Origin of the sequence: Thauera sp. WH-1, assembly GCF_047806685.1 — a bacterium.
In the GTDB taxonomy this organism is placed as follows: Bacteria; Pseudomonadota; Gammaproteobacteria; order Burkholderiales; family Rhodocyclaceae; genus Thauera.
The window spans coordinates 39,448-60,806 of record NZ_JBLQGP010000008.1 but is presented as its reverse complement, the minus strand read 5'-3'; the positions used below and the strand labels follow the sequence as shown (position 1 = coordinate 60,806).

The window sequence follows — 21,359 nt, the reverse complement described above, 5'->3', positions numbered from 1 at the left end:
GGCTTTCATGGAGCGCAGCTACATTCTTCACATGTTCACCCCGGGCAAGCAGATGAGTCCGTTCGACATCAACATGGCGGTCGATGCGGGCTACCAGGTGGTCGTGCCCTACTGCGGGGTGAGCCTGGACGAGATCACCGGCCTCACCCAGGACGCGATCTTCTCGCGCGGCCCCAAGGGCGTGAAGGCGACCGGGATCTTCATCGGCGGGCGCGACGTGCTGCTCGCCGCCGACATGCTCGAGCGCGCGCGCAAGGCCATGGTGCCGCCCTTCGAGGTGTCGGTGATCGCCGACCCGAGCGGCTCCTACACCACCGCCGCCGCGCTCGTGGCCTGCGTCGAGCAGCAATTGCACAAGGCGCACGGCACCGACTTTGCCGGCAAGCGCGTGCTGATCCTGGGCGGCACGGGCACGGTCGGGCGCATCGCCGGTGTGCTGGCGGCGCGGCTGGGGGCGAAGGTTGCGCTGGCGAGCCATCGTGACCAGGCCAACGCCGAGCGCGCTGCCGCCGAGACCGCGGCGCGCTTCGACTGCACGCTGCGTGGCGTAGGCACGGCCACCGAGGCGACGCGCCAGGCCGCGCTGGCCGAGGCCGACGTCGTGCTCGCCACCGCCGCGGCGGGCGTGCAGGTGATGAGCGCGGCCGATCGCGCCTGCGCGGGCGCGCTGCTGGTGGCCGCCGACGTCAACGCGGTCCCGCCCGAGGGCATTGCCGGCGTCGGCGTGATGGACAGCGGCAAGGCGCTCGACGGCAGCCGTGCCGTCGGCATCGGCGCCCTGGCGGTGGGCAACGTCAAGTACCAGGTCGAGAACGGGCTGCTGGTGGCGATGCGCAATGCCGACAAGCCGCTCTACCTGGGCTTCGCCGAAGCCTTCGACAAGGCGCGCGAGATCCTCGCCGCCAAGGGCTAAACGGGGAGGCAGGATGAGTGCACAGCACAAGGTTCAGGCCCGCGGCCTGAGCGTCAATCGTCTCGCCGCCCCGCTGGTGGCAAGGCTGATCGATTCGGCCGCGGCGCTCGGGGTGGAGGTGGCGCGGCTGGACAACGGCGTGACCGTGATCGATGGCGGCATCGGCACCCGCGGCAGCGTCGCCGCCGGCCTGCTGATCGGCGAGATCTGCATGGGCGGGCTGGGCGAGGTACGACTGTCGGCGCGCACGGAAGAGACCTGGACGAGCTGGCTCGACGTCGGCAGCGCACAGCCGGTGCTGGCCTGCCTCGCCAGCCAGTACGCGGGCTGGAGCCTTGCCGCGAGCAAGGAGGAGGCAGGCGGCAAGAAGTTCTTTTCGCTCGGGTCGGGGCCGGCACGCGCGCTCGCCGGTCGTGAGGACCTGTTTGCCGAGCTCGGCTATCGCGACCAGGCCGAGCGCGGCGTGCTGGTGCTCGAGGTCGATCGCCGGCCGCCGCCGGTGGTGGTCGACAAGATCCTGCGCGACTGCGGCCTGGCGCCCGAGGCGCTGACGCTGATACTGACGCCGACCACCAGTCTGGCCGGCACCACCCAGGTCGTTGCCCGCGTGCTCGAGGTGGCGATGCACAAGGCGCACGAACTGGGCTTCGCGCTCGCCGACGTGGTCGATGGGCACGCCGGCGCGCCGCTGCCGGCGCCCAGCCCCGACGGCGGCGTGGCGATGGGGCGCACCAACGACGCCATCCTGTATGGCGGACGGGTGCATCTGAAGGTCAGGGGCAGCGACGAGGCCGCGCGCGACCTGGCGCAGCGCCTGCCGTCGTCTAATTCGCGCGACTACGGGCGCTCCTTCGCCGACATCTTCCGCGACTACGAATACGACTTCTACAAGATCGATCCGGCCCTGTTCGCCCCGGCCGAGGTGTGGGTGAGCAACCTCGACAGCGGCCGCAGCTGGCATGCCGGCGCGCTCGACATGGCGCTGCTGCGTCGGCTGTGGCTGGAGGCCTGAGGTGCTGCACGACCCCCGGCGCATCGCCATCTTCACCGACGAGACCGGCTGGCACACCCGCCGCCTGCGCCAGGCGCTGGCGCGGCGCGGCTTCGAGGGCCGCTGCGTGGACCTCGCCGACTGCCGCTTCGACACCGCGGCCACGCCCCATGGGCTGCTGATCCCGGGCTTCGGCAAGGCGCTGCCGTGCGCCGCCGTCGTGCGCGGCATCGCCGGTGGCAGCCTGGAGCAGATCACCAAGCGCCTGGGCATCCTGCACGCGCTGCGCGAGATGGCGGTGCCGGTCTACAACGAGGCGCGCGCCATCGAGCGCAGCGTCGACAAGGCCATGACCAGCTTCCTGCTGCATCGCGCCGGCGTGCCCACGCCGCCCGCATGGGCGCTGGAGGACGAGGCGCAGGCGCGCCGCATCCTCATGCGCGAGGCTTCGGCCGGCCACAGCCTGGTGCTCAAGCCGATGTTCGGCTCGCAGGGCAAGGGCCTGCAGCGGGTCGGGCTGGTCGATGGGGCGTTCGCGCCCTTGCCGGCGCTGGCGGGGCTGGGTGGGCTGGCTTACCTGCAGCGCTTCGTGCCGCAGGCCGAATCGGCTGCCGCGCCCGGTTTCGACTGGCGCGTGCTGGTGATCGGCGGGCGCGCATGCGCGGCGATGAAGCGCGTCAGCGGCCACTGGGTGCGCAATGTGGCGCAGGGTGCGCGCTGCGTGCGCTGTGCGCTCGAGCCCGGCCTGGCCGCGCTCGCCGAGGCTGCGGCAGCGGCGCTGGGCATGGATTACGCCGGCGTCGACCTGGTGCCCGATGGCCGCCATGCGGCCGGCGCCCAGGTCATCGAGGTCAACGGCGTCGCCGCCTGGCGGGGCCTGCAGCGGGTCACCGAGTTCGACATCGCACAGGCCCTGGTGGACGACCTGCTGGCGCGGCGGCTTGGCCTGGCCCTCGATCGCGGGGTGGCACAGGTGTGTCATTTTTGATCAGGTGTATCGGCGCCTGGGCACCGGCTGAACACCTGCGGGTGCGCGATTGCGCAGGGCAGGGCCGTGGCCGACGGCCGTGCGCGCTGCCACTGGCCTGCTGACAAGGACCGAAAACGCATCAAGTCGGCGCATTTGCAGGTGGATGGGCGGCCGGGGGGCGCGCGGGCAAAAAAACTCGGCGCTGCGGCGGGCTCGAGTCTCGATCTGGCACGGTTTCTGTATTGCATGTGGGGGTGTCCGGAACCGCACCCGCCACCGGACAGCTGGCTGCCTCAGGGACAGCCATACAACCACATCGAATGGAGAAACAAGAATGGCAAAGATCGATCGCATGCTCGTAGGGGAATCCCTGGTCGGTGACGGGAACGAAGTCGCGCACATCGACCTCATTCTCGGGCCGCGGGGCAGTGCTGCCGAAACGGCTTTCGCCACTGCGCTGACGAACAACAAGGACGGCTTCACCTCGCTGCTGGCAGTGGTGGCGCCCAACCTGCTGTGCAAGCCGGCCACGATTCTGTTCAACAAGGTGACCATCAAGGGCGCCAAGCAGGCCGTGCAGATGTTCGGCCCCGCCCAACGTGCGGTCGCCATGGCGGTGGCCGACAGCGTCGAGGACGGCACCATTCCGGCTGACGAGGCCGACAACCTCTTCATCTGCGTCGGTGTGTTCATCCACTGGCTCGCCGAGGACGACAAGAAGATCCAGGACTACAACTACCAGGCCACGCGCGAGGCCATCAAGCGTGCGGTCAACGGTGAGCCGAGCGCGGCCGAGGTGCAGGCGAAGAAGGGCAGTTCGGCCCACCCCTTCGCCGCGGGCTGAGTCGCCAGGTCTCGACCCGGGGCGCCCCGCGCACGCCGGGTCGTCCGCAGCAAGAAGGCCGAAGCATCCGCTTCGGCCTTTTCGTGCTTCGCGCGCGGCGCGCGCGCGGGGCTCAGCGGCGCTCGCCCGGCACCATGCCGGCGCCGAGCAGGCTCAACACCTCGGCCGGGCCGCGGCGCTCGGCCTGCGGCTTGCGACGGCGCTCGATCATCACGCCTACGCTGTCGACGTCCTCGAACTTGCGCGGCTTGGTCACGCGCACGCGCACCCAGTGGGCACCGAAGCGACCCAGCAACAGGCTGGCCACGGCCTCGGAGAAGGCCTCGAGCAGGCGGTAGCGGTGGTTGGCCATCATTTCGCGCAGGGCGACGCGCACCTCGCCGTAGTCGATCGTGTCGCCGATATGGTCGGTGTCGCAGGCGCGGCTGCGCGGCAGGCCGGCGGCAAGGTCGATGCGCACCGGCTGGGTATCGTGCAGCTCGTCGTGATGGATGCCGATCACCGTCTCGCCAACGAAGCCGTCGATGAAGATGATGTCCAGGCCCTGTGCCATGGATTCGTGTTCAGGGGCAGCATGCAGGTTGAGCGCATCGGACATGGGGCGGTGGCTGTGCAGTGGAATCAAGGTCTGGTTCTCCATCCTGGGTGTGCAGTGAGTGTGCCGCCTTGGCAGCCTCGGGTCGAGTCTTGAAGCGAGAACCGCGCCACCTGCATTGGCCCGCGTGCGGCCGCAGCCGCCAAGGGGGCACGGGGGCAAGGGGGCAAGGGGGCAAGGGGGCAAGGGGGCAAGGGGGCAAGGGCCGCCGCGACGGCGTGACTATAATCGTCCGTCTTGCCGCTTGCCCCGGTCCGCCACCGGCGACCGGGCACGCAAGTTGCTGAACATGCCCTCGAGCGTCGTCCCGCAAAACGGCCCTCGAGCATTGCCCTCGCGATCGGCCGCGGGCGCCCGCCACTGTGCCGCCGCCGCGCCATGCCGCCTTCGCCAACCACCGGAAGCATCGATGTCGCACACCGCAACACCGCACCGCCACCCGTCCCGCGTCGAGCCCGACGATGACGACTACCGCCTGCCCACCGGCGGCACTGCCGGCGACATTGCCCGCCGCAGCCGCTTCGCCTGGGCCCTGACCGGCTCTGGCCACTATCTGGAAGAGTGCATCGAGCTCGCCCTGCGCCTGCCCGACGTCGATCTCTTCCTGTCGGCGGCGGCGGAGGAGGTGCTGCCGCTGTACGACTACCGCATCGCCGAGCTGCGCGAGCGCTGCCGCGTGTTCCGCGACAAGACGGCGAGCTCGGTGCCGGTCGGCATGCTCTACGACGACGTCTACCACACCGTGATCGTCGCCCCGGCGACCAGCAACACCGTGGCCAAGTGCGCCTTCGGCATTTCCGACACGCTGCCGACCAACATCTTTGCGCAGGCGGGCAAGCTCGAGATTCCGGGCATCGTGCTCGCCTGCGACATGCGCCCGGTGGTGATCACCAAGAGTCCGCGCGAGTGGGTCGAACTCAAGCCGCGCAACATCGAGCTCGAGAACGTCGAGCGCCTGCGCCGCATCGACTTCTGCGAAGTGGTCGAATCCCCCGAAGAACTCGAGCGCGCGCTGCAGTTGCGCCTCGATACGCTCGCCCTGACATGGAACACATCCTCTTCCTGACCGGCCGCCTGGCGCAGCACAGCCTGGAAAAGGTGCTCGCCGGCATGACGCCCGCGCCCTTTCGCTGGCAGGTGCGCGAACTCGGCCTGCAGGTGGCCGGGCTGATGACCGCCGACATGATCGCGCGCCGTCTGCATGACGTCAGCGGCTTCGACCGCGTGATGGTGCCGGGGCGCTGCCGCGGCGACCTCGACGCCCTGAGCGCGCACTTCGGCGTGCCGGTCGAGCGTGGCCCCGAGGAGCTGAAGGACCTGCCGCGCCACTTCAACCGCGCGGCGCGGGCGGTGGACCTGTCGCAGTACGAGACGCGCATTTTCGCCGAGATCGTCGACGCGCCCCAGCTCGACGTGGCCGGCGTCGTGGCGCGCGCGCGCCAGTTGCGCGCCTGCGGGGCCGACGTCATCGACCTCGGCTGCCTGCCCGAGACCCCTTTCGCCCATCTCGAGGACTGCGTCGCGGCGCTGAAGGCCGAGGGCCTCGCGGTGTCGGTCGACTCGCTCAACCCGCAGGAGCTGCTGCGCGGCGGCAAGGCCGGCGCCGACTACCTGCTGAGCCTGTCGCTCGACACCCTGTGGATCGCCGACGAGGTGGCCTCGACGCCCGTGCTGATCCCGCGCGAGCCGTCCGATGAGGCATCGCTGCATGCGGCGGTCGATGCCATGCTGGCGCGCGGCCGGCCCTTCCTCGCCGATGCCATCCTCGACCCGATCCCCTTCGGCCTGCTCGCCTCGCTGTGCCGCTACCAGCGCCTGCGCGAGCGCTATCCCGAACTCGCGATCATGATGGGGGTGGGCAACGTCACCGAACTGACCGAGGCCGACACCAGCGGCATCAACGCGGTCCTGTTCGGCATCGCCGCCGAGCTGCGCGTGGCGGCCGTGCTCACCACCGAGGTCAGCGGCCATGCACGGCGGGCGGTGCGCGAGGCCGACATCGCGCGCCGCATCATGCATGCCGCGCGCGAGACGCACAGCCTGCCCAAGGGCCTGTCCGACGAGCTGATGACGGTGCACGACAAGCGCCCCTTCCCCGACACGCCGGCCGAGATCCTAGAGACCGCCGCCGCGGTGCGCGACCCGAACTTCCGCGTGCAGATCTCCGAGCAAGGCCTGCATGTCTACAACCGTGACGGCCACCACATCGAATCCGAGCCCTTCGCCCTGTGGCCCAGGCTCGGGCTCGAGCACGACGGCGGCCACGCCTTCTACATGGGGGTGGAGCTCGCGCGCGCCGAGATCGCCTGGTCGCTCGGCAAGCGCTACACCCAGGACCAGCCGCTCGCCTGGGGCTGTGCGACCGAACGTGCGGCACAGGACCTGCTCACCTGGTGCGCGCCGGCTTCCACCAAACAGAAGGGGTCGCCGCCCGTGCGACCCGAAACCGCTCCAGAAAGGCCCGAACAATGATCTTTGAAACCGTGGTCAGTACGCTCTCGCCCGCGGGCGAGGTGCATCTGGCGCCAATGGGGGTGCGCTACGAGGGTGAGGGCGACGACGCCGTCGTCATCCTGATGCCCTTCAAGCCGTCGAAGACGCTGGACAACATCCTCGCCACGCGCTGCGCGGTGCTCAATCTGACCACCGACGTGCGCGTGTTCGCCGGCTGCGTCACCGGCCGCCGCGACTGGCCCACGGTGGCGCTCGAAGGATTCCATGGCCGCCGCCTGGAGGGCGCGCTCGGCCATGTCGAGCTCACCTTGCGGGGCGACCAGGACGACGCCTTGCGCCCGGTGCTGCGCATGCGGCGCGGGCGCGAAGTGCAGCACGGTGCCTTTGCCGGCTTCAATCGGGCGCAGGCGGCGGTGATCGAGGCCGCGGTGCTGGTGAGCCGGCTCGGCATGCTGCCGCGCAGCAAGGTCGAGTCCGAAATGGACTACCTGCAGATCGCCATCGACAAGACCGCCGGCCCGCGCGAACAGGAAGCCTGGGACTGGCTCTACGGCGCGGTTGTGCGCTTCTACGCCGACGCTGCGGGAGTGGCCTGAGATGCGCATGCTGGTCAGTGTGCGCGACGTGCCCGAGGCGCTCGAGGCCGCGCGCGTCGGCGTCGACTTCATCGACCTCAAGGAGCCGGCGGCCGGGGCGCTCGGCGGCCTGCCGCTGTCGATGCTGCGGGCGATCTGCGCCGCCCTGCGCGCAGGCCGTCGTGGCAATGCCGAGGGCGCGCCGCTGATCAGCGCGACGATCGGCGATCTGCCGGCGCAGGCGGAGGCGCGCATCGTGCATCGCGTGCGCCTGGTTGCGGCGAGCGGGGTGGATCTGGTGAAGGTGGGCATACCGGGGTGCGGTTCCGCGGCGCTGCCCCTACTGGCGGCGCTGGCGCGACTGCCGCTGGCAGTGGTGCCGGTGCTGCTCGCCGATGAGGGCCTGGATGCTGACGTGGTCGATGCCGCGTGCAGGCCGGCGTTTGCCGCGGTGATGGTCGACACCGAGGGCAAGCAGGCAGGCAGCCTGCTGCAGCGGGTGGCCGCGGCCGAGCTGCGGCAGTTCATCGCCGCGGCCCGCGCGGCGCAGGTCGCGGTGGGCCTGGCGGGGGCCCTGCGCGCCGATGACCTCGATGAGCTGGCCGTGCTGAGGCCGGATTTCGTCGGTTTTCGGACCGCGGTGTGCGAGGGCTCGCGCGCCGGGCGGCTCGATCCGCAGCGCCTGAAGGCGCTGCAGGCGCAGTTGCGACAGTCGGATCTGGTGCCGGGGTGACCGCATGGCGGGCGTGCGGCGATCAGTGCGCCCGTGGGGCGGCTGCGGCCTGAGGCCTGGGTTCGGCGCGATGCTGGCCGTGGCCCTCGTCTGGGGGGCCGGTTTGGCGCATGCGCCGCAGGCGGCGGCCAATGTCTTCGTCACCGATCAGCGCGAGTTTCGTGACGCCGACCAGCCCCTGCTGCGCTCGGTCGGCATGCTGGTCAATGCCCGCCGCCAGGTCGGCACCGCCTTCCTGGTCGGCGAGTGCCACATCCTCACGGCCTTTCACTCGGCCTTCTTCCGCGATGCGCAGGCCATCGCCAGCGCAGAACTCGCCAGCGGACCGCGCCCCGGCCATGCGCTCGAGTTCTACATCGGACCCGATCCGGCCAAGCCGGGGCGCTTTCGCACCCGGACCACGGCGCGGGTGGTCGACTACGGCAACTATCACCCCGGCGCGCCGCGCGGCATGACCGGCGACTGGGCGATCCTCGGACTGGAGGATTGCGTCGGCCGCGACTACGGTTTCCTGCCGTACCTGCGCCCGACTTCCGCCGACCTCGTGCCACGCGGCCCCTTGATGACGATCGGCTTTCCGACGGCAGGCTGGAACCGCGCCGGGGTGGCGGTCGAGGAGGGCTGCCGGGTGCGCGAAAGCGGCCCGGTGACCGGGCTGCTGGCGGTGGATTGTGCTTTTGGAAGCGGCATGTCGGGCGGGCCGGTGCTGGAACGCCAGGCCGATGGTCGCTGGCTGGTGGTGGGCCTGATGCAGCTGCGTTTTGCGCCGGTCGAGCGCGTGCTGCCGGCTTATGTGCACCGCCACCGCAACCAGATGCTGCACGCGGTAGCCTTCTTTCGCTCGCTTGATCGGATTCTTGCGGGTTCCAGCGGGCGGGTGAGCGCACCCGATCCCTCGAGCGAGCGCGAAGTCGCCTTCGAGCGCGCGGCGGTGGAACTGGTGCTGCGTGCGCGCGCCGAGGCCTTGCACGCGGACCCCGAGGCCAGCATCGCCCTGTGGCGCGGCGACCTCAACCGGGACGCGGTCAGCGAACTGATCCTGCGCCTGTGCGGACGCGAGGCAGCGCGGCAGGTGTCCTGCTCGCTGCATGTGCTGACGCGTGACAGTGGGGGGCGGCCGCGGCTGGCCGGGATGTTGCCCGATGCGGGCGGCCGGGTGCGGCTCGGATTCTCCGAAGTCAATGGCTGGCGGCCGCTGATTGTCGGCGGTGGCGGGCGTGCGCGCGGCGTGGTGTTCGACGGCCTGCGCTATCGCGCGCTGGAGTCTGGGGCCAGCGGCGCTGCGACGGCGTCGTCGCCAGGCAGCGAGGAGGCGGCCGACAAGGAAGGCAGCGAGGACGAGGAGATCATGCGCGTGGAGACGCTGCTGGCGCCATTGTTGAAGTCGCTGAATCTGTCGCGCTGAGCAGGGCGCGCAAGCCGGCGAGCGCGTCGCGCGTGAGCAGCTCGATACTTATGCCGGCGCCACTGCAGGCCCGGGCGAAGTCCGGAAAGCGGCGGTCGACGATGCCGTCGGCGGCCAGCGCGGGCCAGTCGCGCAATCCGGGTCCGGATGGCAGGGCACAGGACTTGAGCAGGACCAGACCCTGCGCGCCGAGTTGCAGCGCCAGCCAGGCCGCCAGACTGTCGGCGCTGACATCCCAGGTCGTGAGTTCGTCGGCATGGCTGCGCTGCAGCTCGGTCGGCAGCCACAAGGCGACCCGCCCGTCGCCTAGCGCGGCACGGATGGCGGTGGCGTTGTCCGCCAGTTGCAGGCGCGGCTCCAGACCGTGCAGCAGGTGGGCGAACTGCGCCATGCCGAGCACCGCCATGTTGTGGGCGCTCACGTCGTCCACCCGCCAGTGCGCCTGCGCGGCGCGGGCAGCGTCGGCAAAGGCGCCGCCGCCCGGCACCAGCACCAGCCTGCCAGCGCCGGCCTCGGCGCACAGGGCGAGCCAGTCGGGCAGCAGCGGGTCGCGCAGCAGGCTGCCGCCGAGCTTCAGGACGAGCATGCGGCCTCCGTCGGACACGGCGCCGGCGCCAGGCCGGCGGGCGCGGGCTGCGCCGCCAGCCACGCCACCGCCACGCTGGGCGCGCACACCCGGGCCCAGTCGGCGCAGGCCCCATCCACCGCGGCGAGGCGGTCGAAGCCGACCCAGGGGTGGCCGAGCGCATCGCCGAGCTCGTCCACCAGGAAGGCGCCGCAGCCGGCGCCGACCAGGGGCGCGTCCGCAGGCAGGCCGGCGACGCGGATCACGCGCTCGAGGTTGCGGCGGATCTCGGCCAGCATCAGCGCACGCCAGCGGCGGGCGAAGTCGGTCCAGTCGTCGGCGCCGGCGTCGCGTGCGTCGTGGCCGATCATGCGCGCCAGCCGCAGCCGGCTGCCGGCCTCGTCGCGCGCGCCCTCGTCGGCCGGCGGATAGAGGTCGTGCGCGGGGTCGAGCTCGGCGGTCAGGCGGAAGACGTCGGCCGTGGTGGCGAAGAACTCGTTCATCACGTTGTAGGCCTGGCCACGAAAGCGGATGCGGCGCGCGAGCGCGCACAGCGGGCTGCGCACCACGCCGAGATAGACCAGCTCGCCGCTGGCCAGCCGCGCCGCGTCGCTGCGTCCGCAGGAGACCGGGCGGCCGGCGCGGATCGGGATCAGGTCGGTGGTGGTGCTGCCGATGTCGATCAGGAGGGCGTCGGGCAGCGTGCGCGCGACCAGGCTGGCGCTGGCGAGCCAGTTGGCGGAGGCCACCGCCGGCCACTGCGCGGCCGCCGTGCCCGCGTCCAGCCAGCCGGCCTCGCCGGCGTAGAAGCGGGTCGCCGCGCCGAGGCGGTCGGCGAGGTGCGCGCACAGCGCGCGCACGCCGGCCTCGCGGTCGGGGAAGAGGTCGGTCATCTCAGCGGTCATCGTCACCGCGTGGCGGGCGTGAGCGAAGGCGGGCCAGCGCGCGCGGGCGGCGTGCAGCGCCTCGTCCAGATGCGCCAGCCCCTTCCACAGCGGCGTGGCCCACTGGCCGATGGCGGTGACGGTGCCGGCCTCGAGCAGGCTGGCCTTGACGTGCGCGCCGCCGATGTCCCAGCCGATGAGGGGCGCGCACCGGGCCCCGGCATCCGGGGTCGAGGAGGCGACGGCCGCGGCCTCGCGGGCGGCGGCGGCTGCGGTGTCAGGGGCGGGCGTCTCAGGCGTGTGTGCGGGGTGCATCGGCGGTTCCGGTGGCTTGGCGGGAAAATGCGGCGTCGTGGGCGGCGATGATGTCGGCGGCGAGCGTGCGCTGGCGCGCGCCGGGGCTGGGCGGCCTGGCGGTCTCCGGTGCCGGGGCGGCGAGGCCGGCGTAGGCGCAGGTCAGGCGCGGGTTGATCTCGATCACGCACAGCCGGCCATCGGGCTGGCGGACGAGGTCGAGGCCGACGAAGCCGGCCAGGCCGGGCACCGCGGCGGCGCAGCGCTCGGCGAGGTCGCGCAGCGCTTGCGTGACCGGCTCGACCCCGGTGTCGACGCCGGCAAAGCCGAGCTGGCCATCGGCTTCCAGGATGAGGCGCTGGCGGTTGACGCTCAGCACCTCGACGCCCCCGGCGGCACACAGCAACGACAGGCTCAGCGCCTCGCCCTCGACCCAGGCCTCGAGCGTCCATCGGGGGGTGAGGCCGGCGTCGGCTCGCGCCTCACCAAGACCACCGCTCGCGACGGCCGCGGCCAGCGCCGCGCGCGCGGCGGCGAAGTCGGCGAACACGCGGGTGTGCTCGCTGCCGGCACCGTCGTCGGGCTTGAGCACCCAGCGCCCCGGCTGCACGGGCGCAGGCAGGCCCGGCGCCCACGCCTGCGGCGTCGGAATGCCCTGCGCGGCGAGGCGCTCGCGGGTGCGCGTCTTGCTGGTCGCCAGCCGGATCGCGTCGGCGCTGCAGCCGATCCAGCGCGCCGGCGGTACGGCCGAGCACAGCGTGAGCAGGCAGTCGTCCGTCTCGGGCGCGATCACCCACACCAGGTCGAAGGCCGCCTTCTGCGCGCGCAACCAGTCGGCCAGATCGGCGACGCCGGTAGTGGACAGGCGCTGCACGGCCGCAGCGGGTGCGTGCATGGGCGGGTGCGCGGGCAGCCGTGCCAGGCCCGCGTCGGCAACGCTGATCTCCAGGCCGGGCAGGGCGCTCAGCTCGCCCAGCAGCGCATCGCGCATGCGCACGCCCTGGGCGAGCAGCGGCTCGCCGGCGGCGCCTGCCGGCTCGGCCGACGTGGCTTCTCCCAGCCCCCCCGCGCTGATAAATTCGAGCACCAGAATCCGTCGAGTCCTTGTCATGCAGCTCATTCCCGTCATCGACCTGATGGCCGGCCAGGTCGTCCGCGGCGTGCGCGGCGAGCGCAGCGCCTACCGGCCGATCCGGTCGTCCCTGTGTGAATCGAGCGCGCCGCTCGAGCTCGCGCCGCGCCTGCTCGAGCGTGCCGCGAGCGACACCCTCTACATCGCCGACCTCGACGCGCTGACGGGCGGCGCCCTGCAGTTCCAGATCCTGGCCGCGCTGCTGGAACGCCTGCCCGCGGTGCGGCTCTGGGTCGACGGCGGCTTTCGCGACGCCGAATCGATCGACGCCTTCCGCCAGCGCCTCGGCGCACACGCCGCCCGCGTCACCCCGATCGTCGCCAGCGAGTCGCTTGCCGACGCCGACCGCGCGCGCCGCTGCTTCGCGGCGCATCGTGCGCACTGCATTCTGTCACTCGATCGCCGCCAGGGCAGCCTGCTCGACCCCGGCGGCTGCCACGCCCACCCCGAATGGTGGCCTGCGCGCGTGATCGTGATGACGCTCGACCGAGTGGGCGCCGACGCGGGGCCCGACCTCGACACCCTGCGCAGCGTTCAGGCGCTGCGACCGGAGCTGCAGTTGATCGGCGCCGGGGGTATCCGCGACGCGGCCGACCTGCAGCGCGCCGCGGCGTCGGGCGCGCAGGCCTGGCTGGTGGCCTCGGCGTTGCACGACGGGCGTATCGGTGTGCAACACGGCGGCCAGTGATACAGGAATCGTGCCAGCGGCAGGGGTGTGGGGGGAGCAGGTGTACTGAATGGGACTTGGCGGAGCAGGCGCCAGAGATCGAAACTCGGGTGGCGCCTGCGGGCGGTTCCGTCGCTCGATCGCCAGGCCCTCGTCGCCTGCGCCACCGCAAGGCTCATGAATGCACTGGCGTTGCGGAGATCTTCACGCCCAGGGCATGAAGCAGCTTGAGCACCGTGTCATAGCGCGGCTTGGCGCCGGGCGTGAGCGCCTTGTAGAGGCTCTCGCGGCCCAGTCCCGCATCCTTTGCGAGTTGCGCCATGCCACGGGCGCGCGCTACGTCGCGAATGGCAGCGAGGAACACGTCAGGGTTTGGGTCTTCCAGGGCGGCCGTCAGATACTCCGCGATGGTTTCTTCATCGTTCAGGTAGTCGGCAGCGTCAAAGGTGGCGGTCTTGACCATCGTTCCCTCCTTGTCCAAAGCCCGCGCCATCGCGATGGCACGTTTGATGTCGCGCTTCTGCGACGACTTGTCCCCGCCCAGCAGAAGCAGATAGATCACTGCCCCACGTCGCGTGTAGTAAGCGCGATACCCGGGACCGACGTGTATCCGCATCTCCGAAACACCGTCGCCGACTGGCTCACAGTCGCCGAAATTACCGTGTTCGGCAGAGCGGATGCGGTGGACGATGCGGGCCCTTGCCACGTTGTCCTTCAAGCCTGCAAGCCAGGTGTCGAACTCGTCCGTACGCAGGAAGGTGTTCATGGGTGAAGTGTATCCGTAGGGATACACTCATACAAGGGCGAATCGGTGGCGAAGACCGAGAGACCCCCAACCCTGCACGTCGTGCTGCAGCCGTTGGCCTATTGCACGCCGTGGGCAATCTTCCACGATGGCCGCCGGTCTCGATCCATCCGACTACGGTACGCACGTGATGCGGCGTACAAAGGCGACCTTGATCTTCATGCGCACGAAGAACCTGCCGGGCGTTCAGTTCCTGCTGGGCCACTCCAAGCGCTTGCCGACCGTGCGGTATTTGGGTATTGAGGCGGACGACGCACTGGAGATCGACGAGCAGATCGAGATCTGATGGCGTAGGGCAAGTCGTCGACCTTTGCCGACACCCAGACTCGTCACCATGACCGGCAGCTTCGCAAAACAAAGCACCTTCCTGACAACCAACCCAAACAGCATTGTGGGAATGCTGATGAATACTGTAAAATGCAGTACATTTACAGTGGTTTCTGGAGAGGCTATGGCCACCGTCAAGACTGCCACCCTCACATTTCGTATTGACCCCTGCCTAAAAGAGGCGCTTCGCATTGCGGCGGATCAGGAGCTCCGGTCCATCGCGAACATGGTCGAATTTCTGATTCGGGACTACTGTGAGCGGCGCGGTATTGCAATTCCGTACTCAGAGGAGGCCAAGAACAACAACGGAGCGCGCTCATGATCAAGACAGTCAAGCAAGCCTGTCGGTTCAACCCCATCATCCGCAAGTATATAGTGGCTAGCAGCATTGAGCAGATCGCCGAGGAGGCCAGGAAATCCGAGATGGGTTCTACCGCCAAGGTACTGGACGTGCGTCTCAAGAGTCTGCTCTTCGGCAAGTGATACGACGATGCAAATGAAAGAAGATTTCCTCGATGCGCACCAACGCCACTTGGATGACGCAGAGCGTCTATTTCAGGCACAACGTTGGGCAAATGCCGATCATTTGTATGGCGTGGCTGCCGAGTGTGGATTGAAGGTGTTGCTAGAGAAGTTGAAGGGTGGGTCGCTCGACAAAGGTGATCGGCTGCATATCATGGAAGACAAAAAACCAGATAATGCCTGGGTTAGGTATCAGTCCTACATTTCAGGTCACCTTTTGGCGACAAAAATGTCTTTACCCCAATTCAATCCTTTCTCCAATTGGTTGGTTTCTCAGCGCTATGCGCATCAGTCCAATTTTGATCAGACAAAAGTGCAAGGCCATCAAGCGGGTGCTCTAGCTGTCGCAGCACTGGTCAAGAAAGCGGACAAAGAGGGCTTGCTATGATCACCTTCGACCAAACTCTGCCCGTTGCGCGTGAAGTCCTAGCAATCCACCACGATCAGATTTCGAAACTGGACTGGCTGATTCTGAACCGCGATCTGAATGGCCGTGTGCGCTTTATCGTTCCTGAGGAGATCGGTGCAGATGAGGTGCAGCGTCCCGAAATCGAGGCAGTCTACCAATCGCTTTCCAAACAGCTTGAGTTGCACGCCTATCCTATTGATTCGGGCATTCTCTATGAGGCGACCCAAGAGCAGGCGCACTATGGTGCACAGGCTTTCCGCCTGGATGGTTTTGATAACGTCTGGATTGTTGATCGACTGGCAAACGAAAGTGGATGGGAGTCCATTGCGGAGGTTGCAGGTGGTGCGCCCCGGATTGTGTTCTTTTCCATCAAGGGAGGCGTAGGCCGTTCAACAGCGCTTGCAGCAAGTGCTTGGGCATTGGCTCGGGCAGGCAAGCGCGTTCTGGTGCTTGATTTGGATCTTGAATCCCCGGGGCTTTCCAGCGCGCTGCTGCCAAGTGATCGGCAACCGAAGTATGGGGTTACTGACTGGTTGGTCGAGGATCTGGTTGATAACGGAGAGCCACTGATACAGGACTTGTATGCAACTAGCGGCTTGACTACGGCTGGTGAAATTTATCTGGTGCCTGCACATGGTCGTGATCCAGGAGAGTACGTCTCCAAGTTGGGACGTGTCTGGATGCCCAAAATCCGTGCGCAGATGCAAGCCGAATCCTGGTCGATGCGGTTGAATCGCTTGGTCAATACCCTTGAGGAGCGTATTCGCCCGCATGCGATCTTGATTGATTCACGCGCAGGCATTGATGAGGTCGCAGCAGCCTGCGTGACAGATCTCGGTGCGCACACTATTTTCATGTTCGCCATACAGGGGCAACAAACCTGGACAGGCTATCGAGCACTGCTCTCCCATTGGCAGCAACGAGGCGTGATTACGGATATTCGTGGTCGCCTACAGTTGGTTGCCGGATTGGTTCCGGACGATGAACGAAGGTTGGATTATCTGGCAATTTTGCGTGCCGATGCCTACGCCCTGTTTGCAGACACCTATGATGAAGTTGAGCCGGGAGCCATTAGCGACTGGAACTTCGAAGAAGACGACGACAATGCACCTCACTCACCGTTGCAAATTCGTTGGAATCGGGGCTGGTATGGCCTGCTGAGCCTGCAACATCGTATGGTGCAGGTCGATTACAGTGAAGTTCATTCTGTATACGGAGAGTTAATTGAGTTTCTGAATCGCTCACTCACGCAGGGGCAATTGGCATGATGAACCCACAAGCCATTCGGCAGGCCATCATTGCCGCACCTTTCGAGCTTGATAACAAGGGTGAAATTCCGCGCCCCGGAACCCTCTACATTCCACCAGCCCACCGTAAGGCACTATCCCGCGAGTCTGTTCTAGTGGTCGGCGCTCGAGGGGTGGGCAAGTCGTTCTGGACTGCTGCATTGAGTGATGATGATTTGCGTAAGCAGATCGGAGGATCAGTCGAGGAATTGGCCAAAACGCTTATTCATGTTGGACATGCAGCACGACCGAGCAGGCAGCTCTATCCGGATAAAGAAACATTCAAGGATTTGCTAGATAAGGGACATGATCCCTACCTTGTTTGGCGGGCAGTGGTGATTCGCTGGTTGTCGTCAATCGTTGACGAAGTCGTTACCCAAGCCTCCTGGACGGACTCTGTACAATGGGTCTTAGCAAACCCGGAGGAGTTTGCGCGGATTGCTGAGGCTGCAAATGAGAAGCTAGTTGAGCGCAATCAGTTGGGCATGATCGTCTTTGATGCGCTTGATCGCACAAGTGATGATTGGGATACTATGAACCGCATCGTGCGGGATCTTTTGCGGGTTGCGTTGTGGCTGAGAGATTTTCCGAACTTGCGTGCCAAGGTTTTTCTCCGCCCGGATCAGATGGAACGTACCGTGACATCATTTGTGGATGCCTCCAAAATACTGGCAACTCGTGCAGACTTGACTTGGGAACTCCAGGACTTGCATGCCATGATGTGGCAGCGTCTGATCAATGCGCCCGGCGGACATGGTGACTGCCTGCGTTCAGTGGCGACTTCAGTTCTGCCAGCTAGTGAAAAACTGCTCTCTGCGGGCAAAACTTGGATTTTGCCTCGAGCCTTATATTCGGAAGCACCTTATCAACGCAGGTTGTTCGAAGCACTGGCAGGGGACAAGATGGGCAAGGATGCACGGCGAGGCGTTCCCTATGTGTGGAGCGTTAGTCACCTTGCCGACGGCCATGGCTGGACTTCGCCACGTTCTTTTCTTGCCGCTATCAGTGCAGCCGCCGAAGACAGCGAACGATACTCCGACGAATACCCCTTTGCACTCCATTATGAAAGCATCAAGCGAGGTATTCAGAAAGCATCGCAGATTCGTGTTGAGCAGGTCGCTGAGGATGACCCCTGGGTTCCGGAAGTGATGTCCCCACTTGAGGGCACAAATGTTCCTTGCGAATACGATGGAATTAAGGCTGCTTGGGAAGACACATTCCGTGAGGGGCCGGGAAGCATTTCAACGACGCACCTACCACCGCAGCATGCCGGGAGTTGGGATGGTGTGCGCAAGGACCTAGAGCGACTTGGGATTCTAGTGAATCGCAAGGACGGCCGTATCGATATGCCCGATCTGTATCGTGTCGGTTTCGGTCTGGGCCGCAAGGGCGGCGTGAAACCCAGGAGCTGAGGCTTATAAGCATCCAGCGTTTTCAGAATAGGAAACAGACTACGGTTCAAACCAAACGCTTTACGTAATTCAAAGCAGTGCCTCGCGTAGCCGAAATCGTGGTCTGTCCCCAATTTGCCCCGGGGGCGCTGCCCCGGTCGGCAACCGGCCATACTGCGGACGCTCAAGGGAGATTAGTCAGATGTCCGCAAGGGCCGATGACCTCCCTGAGCCCAAAGCGAGACAGCCGACCGGACCACGATGCCTAACCCGCCATTGGCGTCCGGCGAGACTCTTCCACCGTCATCTCCTCGATGACCGCGCGCTGCGATCCAGCCAGCCTGCGATCCGGACGACGCGGATCGTGCCTCCGCAGCGCCCGGGTTCGCCATCTTCCAAGGGTAGAACGAGCTTCCAGGCCTGCTCAGTTGTGACACAGTCGGCCGCCACAGGGCCGCGGTGTTGTGCCAGAGTTGAACGCCACCGGGTGGCAGCGCGCCAGGGCGCTGGGCGGAGAACTCGCCCCGGGCCTGCATGTGCCCGTCGCCCCGGCTTGGCATATCGCTTGCATGGGGCGTGCGCATGAGTACGACGACCGAAACGAATCCCACCGCGTCCGTGTCCGCCGCAGCCGCGCAGCCGGCGAACTGGACCTGCCCGTTCTGCAGCCTGTTGTGCGACGGCTTTGCCGTGCGTGCAGGGGCTGCGCTGGAACTGATCGGCAGCGACTGCCCGCGTGCGCGCGCAGGGCTCGCTGCCTTCGATGGCCTGGGGCGTGTCACGCCCTGGGTGGATGGGGCGGGTGCGAGCCTCGATGCCGCGCTCGATGCCGCCGCCGACCGGCTGGCTGCCGCGCGCCTGCCGCTGTTCGGCGGGCTGGCCACCGACGTGCAGGGCATGCGCGCGCTGTACCGCCTGGCCAACGTCGGCGGGGCGATCCTCGACCACGCCCATGGCGAGGCGATGATGCCCGCGCTGCGCATGCTGCAGGACCGCGGGCAGATGTTCACCACGCTCGCCGAGATCCGTAACCGCGCGGACCTGATCGTCTGCGTCGGCACCGATGCGGTGTCGAGCCATCCCGAGTTCTTCCGCCGCTGCGCGCCGGCGGATGGGCGCGGCGAGGGCGGCCGGGTGGTGTTTCTCGCCGCCGGCGAGGGAACGCCCACCGCGGCCGACATCCCGTGGGCGAGCGCGGTTGAGGCGGTGCGCCCGGCGGGCGACCTCTTCGATGCGGTGGCGATGCTGGCGGCGCTGGTCGATGGCCGCCGGGTGGCCGCCGCCGCTTCCTCCGAACTCTCCGCGCTCGCCGACGCCATGCGCAGCGCCCGCTATTGCGTGATCGTCTGGGAGCCCGGCCGCCTGCCGCAGCACGGCGCGCTGGTCGGCGAAGCCCTGCTGCGCCTGCTGATGAACCTGAACCGCAAGACCCGCGCCGGCGCCTTCACCCTCGGCGGCAACGACGGCGCGCAGACCGCCAACGGCGCGATGAGCTGGCTCTCCGGCTTGCCGCTGCGCTCGCGCGTGGGGCCGCAGGGCGTGGATCACGACCCGCTGCAGTACGCCAGCGCGCGCCTGCTGGACGAGCGCGCGGTCGACTTGCTGCTGTGGGTGGCGAGCTTCACGCCCGGACTGCCGCCGCCGGAAACCGCGCTGCCGCGCATCGTGCTCGGCCACCCGGGGCTCGCGGCGGGCTGCGCGCAGGCGGGCACCGTGTTCATCCCGGTGGCGACGCCGGGCATCAACGCCGACGGCCATCTGCTGCGCGCCGACAGCGTGGTGTCGCTGCCGCTGCACGCGCTGCGAGACGACGGCCTGCCGACCGTGGCCGAGGTGGCGCGCGCGCTGGTCGCGCGCCTGACGAGCGGGGCGGCGGCAAAGGAGGGCGCGCAATGACGACGATCCGGCTCAAGGGCGGGCGCATCGTTGACCCCGCCAACGGCGTCGACGGCGAGATCCGCGACCTCGGCATCCGCGACGGCCGCATCGTCGCGCTGCACCCCGGGGACACCGTCGACACCGAATACGACCTCGCCGGCTGCGTGGTGATGGCGGGCGGCATCGACCTCCACACCCACATCGGCGGCGGCAAGGTGAACCTGGCGCGCATGATGCTGCCCGAGGACCACCGCCTGAACCGCCCGCGCGACTCGCTGCTGGAACTCGCCTCCAACGGCTGCTGCACCCCGGGCACGCTCGAGACCGGCTACCGCTACGCCCAGATGGGCTACACCGCCGCCTTCGAGCCGGCGATGCTCGCCGCCAACGCGCGCCAGGCGCACATGGAGATGGGCGACACGCCGATCCTCGACCACGGCGCCTACGTGATGCTGGGCAACGAGGAGCTGTTCCTCGAGATGCTGGCGCGCGGCGAGGACCCGCAGCGCATCCGCGACTACGTCGGCTGGGCGATCGGCGCCAGCAAGGCGATGGGCGTCAAGGTGGTGAACCCGGGCGGCATCTCGGCCTTCAAGTTCAACCAACGCAAGCTCGACGTCGACGAGGACCACGTGCATTGGCGGGTGACGCCGCGCCAGGTGGTGCATAGCCTGGCGCGCGCGCTGTCCGAGCTCGGCGTGCCGCACCCGCTGCACATCCACGCCAGCAACCTCGGCGTGGCGGGCAACATCGACTCCACGCTTGCCACCATCGACGCCCTCGAGGGCTTGCCCGGGCACCTCACGCATATCCAGTTCCACAGCTACGGCCGGGAAGGGCCGAAGAAGTTTTCCTCGGCGGCGCGGCAGCTGGTCGAGCGCGTCAATGCGGCGCCCAACGTCAGCATCGACGTCGGCCAGATCATTTTCGGCCAGACGGTCACCGCTTCGGGCGACACCATGCGCCAGTTTGCCAACGCCGACCTCGGCAACCCGCGCAAGTACGTCGGCGGCGACATCGAGTGCGACGCCGGCTGCGGCGTGGTGCCTTTCCGCTACCGCGAGCAGAGCTATGTGAATGCGCTGCAGTGGGCGATCGGGCTGGAGATCTTCCTGCTGATGGACGACCCGTGGCGGGTGGTGCTGACCACCGACCACCCCAACGGCGGCCCCTTCACCAGCTACCCGCACCTGATCAAGCTGCTGATGGACAAGAGTTTCCGCGACGAGCAGCTCGCCCGCCTGCACCCGGACGTGGCGGCGATGGCGGACCTGCGCGAGATCCGCCGCGAACTCTCGCTGTACGAGATCGCGATCATGACCCGCGCCGCGCCGGCGCGCCTGCTCGGGCTCACCGACCGCGGCCAGCTCGGCGTCGGCGCTGCCGCCGACATCGCGGTGTATCGCGAGGAGGCCGACCGCGAGGCGATGTTCGCCACCCCGGAATACGTGTTCAAGGACGGCCGCCTGGTGGCGCGCAAGGGCCGCATCGAGGCGGTGCCGGTGGGCGGCACGCACTTCGTCGAGGCCGACTACGACCCGGCGATCGAGAAGACGGTCGAGGCCTGGGCGGACCGCCACGCCAGCATCAGCTACCGCCACATGAAGATCGGCACCGACGAGCTGTGCTCGTGCAGCAACGGCGGCGCGCTGCTGGCGTGCAAGGTGCACGGACGCGGGAGGGCGCTGTGAGCAACCCGCCGCAGGAGACGACAAGCGC

At 68.0% G+C, this 21,359-nt stretch carries 22 protein-coding genes and 1 pseudogene; 18 read left to right on the top strand and 5 right to left on the bottom strand.

Annotated elements, in window-relative coordinates:
• Positions 1 to 7: 7 nt before the first annotated feature.
• From ACMV5O_RS10005 to fae, 4 genes are all read left to right on the top strand, one after another.
• Positions 8 to 913, top strand: a complete 906-nt coding sequence (locus ACMV5O_RS10005; protein ID WP_416163319.1) for an NAD(P)-dependent methylenetetrahydromethanopterin dehydrogenase — start codon at positions 8 to 10, stop codon at positions 911 to 913.
• Between the two features lie 13 nt (positions 914 to 926).
• Positions 927 to 1,925 carry a methenyltetrahydromethanopterin cyclohydrolase gene (gene mch, locus ACMV5O_RS10000; protein ID WP_416163318.1) on the top strand — a complete coding sequence of 333 codons (999 nt, stop codon included), beginning with the start codon at positions 927 to 929 and terminating at the stop codon, positions 1,923 to 1,925.
• 1 nt (position 1,926) lies between these two features.
• Complete coding sequence (locus ACMV5O_RS09995; RefSeq protein WP_416163317.1) at positions 1,927 to 2,892, top strand: ATP-grasp domain-containing protein; 966 nt, start codon at positions 1,927 to 1,929, stop codon at positions 2,890 to 2,892.
• A 316-nt stretch (positions 2,893 to 3,208) separates the two neighbouring features.
• On the top strand, positions 3,209 to 3,718 hold the full coding sequence (gene fae, locus ACMV5O_RS09990) for a formaldehyde-activating enzyme (RefSeq protein ID WP_416163316.1): 510 nt from the start codon (positions 3,209 to 3,211) through the stop codon (positions 3,716 to 3,718).
• Positions 3,719 to 3,830: 112 nt separating this feature from the next.
• On the opposite strand, the gene ACMV5O_RS09985 is transcribed toward fae, so the two are convergent.
• A complete protein-coding gene (locus tag ACMV5O_RS09985; RefSeq protein WP_416163315.1) occupies positions 3,831 to 4,343 on the bottom strand; it encodes a dihydroneopterin aldolase in 513 nt (170 codons plus the stop codon).
• A gap of 379 nt (positions 4,344 to 4,722) precedes the next feature.
• Here ACMV5O_RS09985 and ACMV5O_RS09980 point away from each other — a divergent pair, with 379 nt between their 5' ends.
• From ACMV5O_RS09980 to ACMV5O_RS09960, 5 genes are all read left to right on the top strand, one after another.
• Positions 4,723 to 5,379 (top strand): flavoprotein, encoded by a 657-nt coding sequence (locus ACMV5O_RS09980; RefSeq protein ID WP_416163314.1) that lies wholly within the window; start codon positions 4,723 to 4,725, stop codon positions 5,377 to 5,379.
• Positions 5,358 to 6,785 (top strand): DUF6513 domain-containing protein, encoded by a 1,428-nt coding sequence (locus ACMV5O_RS09975; RefSeq protein WP_416163313.1) that lies wholly within the window; start codon positions 5,358 to 5,360, stop codon positions 6,783 to 6,785. The genes ACMV5O_RS09980 and ACMV5O_RS09975 overlap by 22 nt, the downstream gene beginning before the upstream one ends.
• Positions 6,782 to 7,363, top strand: coding sequence for a DUF447 domain-containing protein (locus ACMV5O_RS09970; protein WP_416163312.1), 582 nt, complete (start codon positions 6,782 to 6,784; stop codon positions 7,361 to 7,363). Before ACMV5O_RS09975 ends, ACMV5O_RS09970 begins: the two co-directional genes overlap by 4 nt.
• A 7-nt stretch (positions 7,364 to 7,370) precedes the next feature.
• Complete coding sequence (locus ACMV5O_RS09965) at positions 7,371 to 8,075, top strand: (5-formylfuran-3-yl)methyl phosphate synthase (RefSeq protein ID WP_416163311.1); 705 nt, start codon at positions 7,371 to 7,373, stop codon at positions 8,073 to 8,075.
• Positions 8,076 to 8,145: 70 nt separating this feature from the next.
• Positions 8,146 to 9,480, top strand: a complete 1,335-nt coding sequence (locus tag ACMV5O_RS09960; protein WP_416163310.1) for a trypsin-like serine peptidase — start codon at positions 8,146 to 8,148, stop codon at positions 9,478 to 9,480.
• Here the strand turns inward: ACMV5O_RS09960 and ACMV5O_RS09955 are convergent.
• Genes ACMV5O_RS09955 through ACMV5O_RS09945 form a run of 3 tightly spaced genes read right to left on the bottom strand, consistent with a single transcriptional unit; the run spans position 9,422 to position 12,334 of the window.
• The gene (locus ACMV5O_RS09955; RefSeq protein ID WP_416163309.1) at positions 9,422 to 10,066 is read right to left on the bottom strand and encodes a protein kinase; all 645 of its coding nucleotides are present in this window, start codon (positions 10,064 to 10,066) and stop codon (positions 9,422 to 9,424) included. The genes ACMV5O_RS09960 and ACMV5O_RS09955 overlap by 59 nt on opposite strands.
• On the bottom strand, positions 10,054 to 11,244 hold the full coding sequence (locus ACMV5O_RS09950) for a hydantoinase/oxoprolinase family protein (protein ID WP_416163308.1): 1,191 nt from the start codon (positions 11,242 to 11,244) through the stop codon (positions 10,054 to 10,056). Before ACMV5O_RS09950 ends, ACMV5O_RS09955 begins: the two co-directional genes overlap by 13 nt.
• Positions 11,222 to 12,334 (bottom strand): ATP-grasp domain-containing protein, encoded by a 1,113-nt coding sequence (locus ACMV5O_RS09945; protein WP_416163307.1) that lies wholly within the window; start codon positions 12,332 to 12,334, stop codon positions 11,222 to 11,224. Before ACMV5O_RS09945 ends, ACMV5O_RS09950 begins: the two co-directional genes overlap by 23 nt.
• On the opposite strand from ACMV5O_RS09945, the gene ACMV5O_RS09940 reads away from it, so the two are divergent.
• Positions 12,333 to 13,043, top strand: a complete 711-nt coding sequence (locus tag ACMV5O_RS09940) for a HisA/HisF-related TIM barrel protein (RefSeq protein WP_416163306.1) — start codon at positions 12,333 to 12,335, stop codon at positions 13,041 to 13,043. The two genes, ACMV5O_RS09945 and ACMV5O_RS09940, sit on opposite strands and share 2 nt — an antisense overlap.
• 154 nt (positions 13,044 to 13,197) lie before the next feature.
• Here the strand turns inward: ACMV5O_RS09940 and ACMV5O_RS09935 are convergent, their stop codons facing one another.
• A complete protein-coding gene (locus ACMV5O_RS09935; RefSeq protein ID WP_416163305.1) occupies positions 13,198 to 13,788 on the bottom strand; it encodes a type II toxin-antitoxin system RelE/ParE family toxin in 591 nt (196 codons plus the stop codon).
• Between the two features lie 130 nt (positions 13,789 to 13,918).
• On the opposite strand from ACMV5O_RS09935, the pseudogene ACMV5O_RS09930 reads away from it, so the two are divergent.
• From ACMV5O_RS09930 to ACMV5O_RS09895, 8 genes and pseudogenes are all read left to right on the top strand, one after another.
• Positions 13,919 to 14,113 (top strand): annotated as a pseudogene (locus ACMV5O_RS09930) (integrase); the annotation flags it as partial.
• A gap of 48 nt (positions 14,114 to 14,161) precedes the next feature.
• On the top strand, positions 14,162 to 14,476 hold the full coding sequence (locus ACMV5O_RS09925) for a hypothetical protein (protein ID WP_416163304.1): 315 nt from the start codon (positions 14,162 to 14,164) through the stop codon (positions 14,474 to 14,476).
• A complete protein-coding gene (locus ACMV5O_RS09920; protein ID WP_416163303.1) occupies positions 14,473 to 14,637 on the top strand; it encodes a hypothetical protein in 165 nt (54 codons plus the stop codon). The genes ACMV5O_RS09925 and ACMV5O_RS09920 overlap by 4 nt, the downstream gene beginning before the upstream one ends.
• Before the next feature lie 13 nt (positions 14,638 to 14,650).
• Entirely contained in the window at positions 14,651 to 15,064 is a 414-nt protein-coding gene (locus tag ACMV5O_RS09915) for an SAM-dependent methyltransferase (RefSeq protein ID WP_416163302.1), read from the top strand.
• Positions 15,061 to 16,353 (top strand): ParA family protein, encoded by a 1,293-nt coding sequence (locus ACMV5O_RS09910; RefSeq protein WP_416163301.1) that lies wholly within the window; start codon positions 15,061 to 15,063, stop codon positions 16,351 to 16,353. Before ACMV5O_RS09915 ends, ACMV5O_RS09910 begins: the two co-directional genes overlap by 4 nt.
• A complete protein-coding gene (locus tag ACMV5O_RS09905) occupies positions 16,350 to 17,783 on the top strand; it encodes a hypothetical protein (RefSeq protein ID WP_416163300.1) in 1,434 nt (477 codons plus the stop codon). The genes ACMV5O_RS09910 and ACMV5O_RS09905 overlap by 4 nt, the downstream gene beginning before the upstream one ends.
• 561 nt (positions 17,784 to 18,344) lie before the next feature.
• Positions 18,345 to 19,658: a formylmethanofuran dehydrogenase gene (locus ACMV5O_RS09900; RefSeq protein WP_416163299.1), complete on the top strand. Its 1,314-nt coding sequence runs from the start codon at positions 18,345 to 18,347 to the stop codon at positions 19,656 to 19,658.
• On the top strand, positions 19,655 to 21,331 hold the full coding sequence (locus tag ACMV5O_RS09895; protein WP_416163298.1) for a formylmethanofuran dehydrogenase subunit A: 1,677 nt from the start codon (positions 19,655 to 19,657) through the stop codon (positions 21,329 to 21,331). The genes ACMV5O_RS09900 and ACMV5O_RS09895 overlap by 4 nt, the downstream gene beginning before the upstream one ends.
• The last annotated feature ends 28 nt before the right edge of the window (positions 21,332 to 21,359 follow it).

What these genes read in the sequence shown, in the direction of transcription:
- ACMV5O_RS09940 (WP_416163306.1), top strand. Translation starts at nt 12,333, where the DNA reads ATGCAGCTCATTCCCGTCATCGACCTGATGGCCGGCCAGGTCGTCCGC.
- ACMV5O_RS09975 (WP_416163313.1), top strand. Translation starts at nt 5,358, where the DNA reads ATGGAACACATCCTCTTCCTGACCGGCCGCCTGGCGCAGCACAGCCTG.
- ACMV5O_RS09925 (WP_416163304.1), top strand. Translation starts at nt 14,162, where the DNA reads ATGACCGGCAGCTTCGCAAAACAAAGCACCTTCCTGACAACCAACCCA.
- ACMV5O_RS09965 (WP_416163311.1), top strand. Translation starts at nt 7,371, where the DNA reads ATGCTGGTCAGTGTGCGCGACGTGCCCGAGGCGCTCGAGGCCGCGCGC.
- ACMV5O_RS09900 (WP_416163299.1), top strand. Translation starts at nt 18,345, where the DNA reads ATGAGTACGACGACCGAAACGAATCCCACCGCGTCCGTGTCCGCCGCA.
- ACMV5O_RS09950 (WP_416163308.1), bottom strand. Translation starts at nt 11,244, where the DNA reads ATGCACCCCGCACACACGCCTGAGACGCCCGCCCCTGACACCGCAGCC.
- ACMV5O_RS09955 (WP_416163309.1), bottom strand. Translation starts at nt 10,066, where the DNA reads ATGCTCGTCCTGAAGCTCGGCGGCAGCCTGCTGCGCGACCCGCTGCTG.
- mch (WP_416163318.1), top strand. Translation starts at nt 927, where the DNA reads ATGAGTGCACAGCACAAGGTTCAGGCCCGCGGCCTGAGCGTCAATCGT.
- ACMV5O_RS09895 (WP_416163298.1), top strand. Translation starts at nt 19,655, where the DNA reads ATGACGACGATCCGGCTCAAGGGCGGGCGCATCGTTGACCCCGCCAAC.
- ACMV5O_RS09960 (WP_416163310.1), top strand. Translation starts at nt 8,146, where the DNA reads ATGCTGGCCGTGGCCCTCGTCTGGGGGGCCGGTTTGGCGCATGCGCCG.
- ACMV5O_RS09920 (WP_416163303.1), top strand. Translation starts at nt 14,473, where the DNA reads ATGATCAAGACAGTCAAGCAAGCCTGTCGGTTCAACCCCATCATCCGC.
- ACMV5O_RS09935 (WP_416163305.1), bottom strand. Translation starts at nt 13,788, where the DNA reads ATGAACACCTTCCTGCGTACGGACGAGTTCGACACCTGGCTTGCAGGC.
- ACMV5O_RS09905 (WP_416163300.1), top strand. Translation starts at nt 16,350, where the DNA reads ATGATGAACCCACAAGCCATTCGGCAGGCCATCATTGCCGCACCTTTC.
- ACMV5O_RS09970 (WP_416163312.1), top strand. Translation starts at nt 6,782, where the DNA reads ATGATCTTTGAAACCGTGGTCAGTACGCTCTCGCCCGCGGGCGAGGTG.
- ACMV5O_RS10005 (WP_416163319.1), top strand. Translation starts at nt 8, where the DNA reads ATGGAGCGCAGCTACATTCTTCACATGTTCACCCCGGGCAAGCAGATG.
- ACMV5O_RS09910 (WP_416163301.1), top strand. Translation starts at nt 15,061, where the DNA reads ATGATCACCTTCGACCAAACTCTGCCCGTTGCGCGTGAAGTCCTAGCA.
- ACMV5O_RS09945 (WP_416163307.1), bottom strand. Translation starts at nt 12,334, where the DNA reads ATGACAAGGACTCGACGGATTCTGGTGCTCGAATTTATCAGCGCGGGG.
- fae (WP_416163316.1), top strand. Translation starts at nt 3,209, where the DNA reads ATGGCAAAGATCGATCGCATGCTCGTAGGGGAATCCCTGGTCGGTGAC.
- ACMV5O_RS09915 (WP_416163302.1), top strand. Translation starts at nt 14,651, where the DNA reads ATGAAAGAAGATTTCCTCGATGCGCACCAACGCCACTTGGATGACGCA.
- ACMV5O_RS09980 (WP_416163314.1), top strand. Translation starts at nt 4,723, where the DNA reads ATGTCGCACACCGCAACACCGCACCGCCACCCGTCCCGCGTCGAGCCC.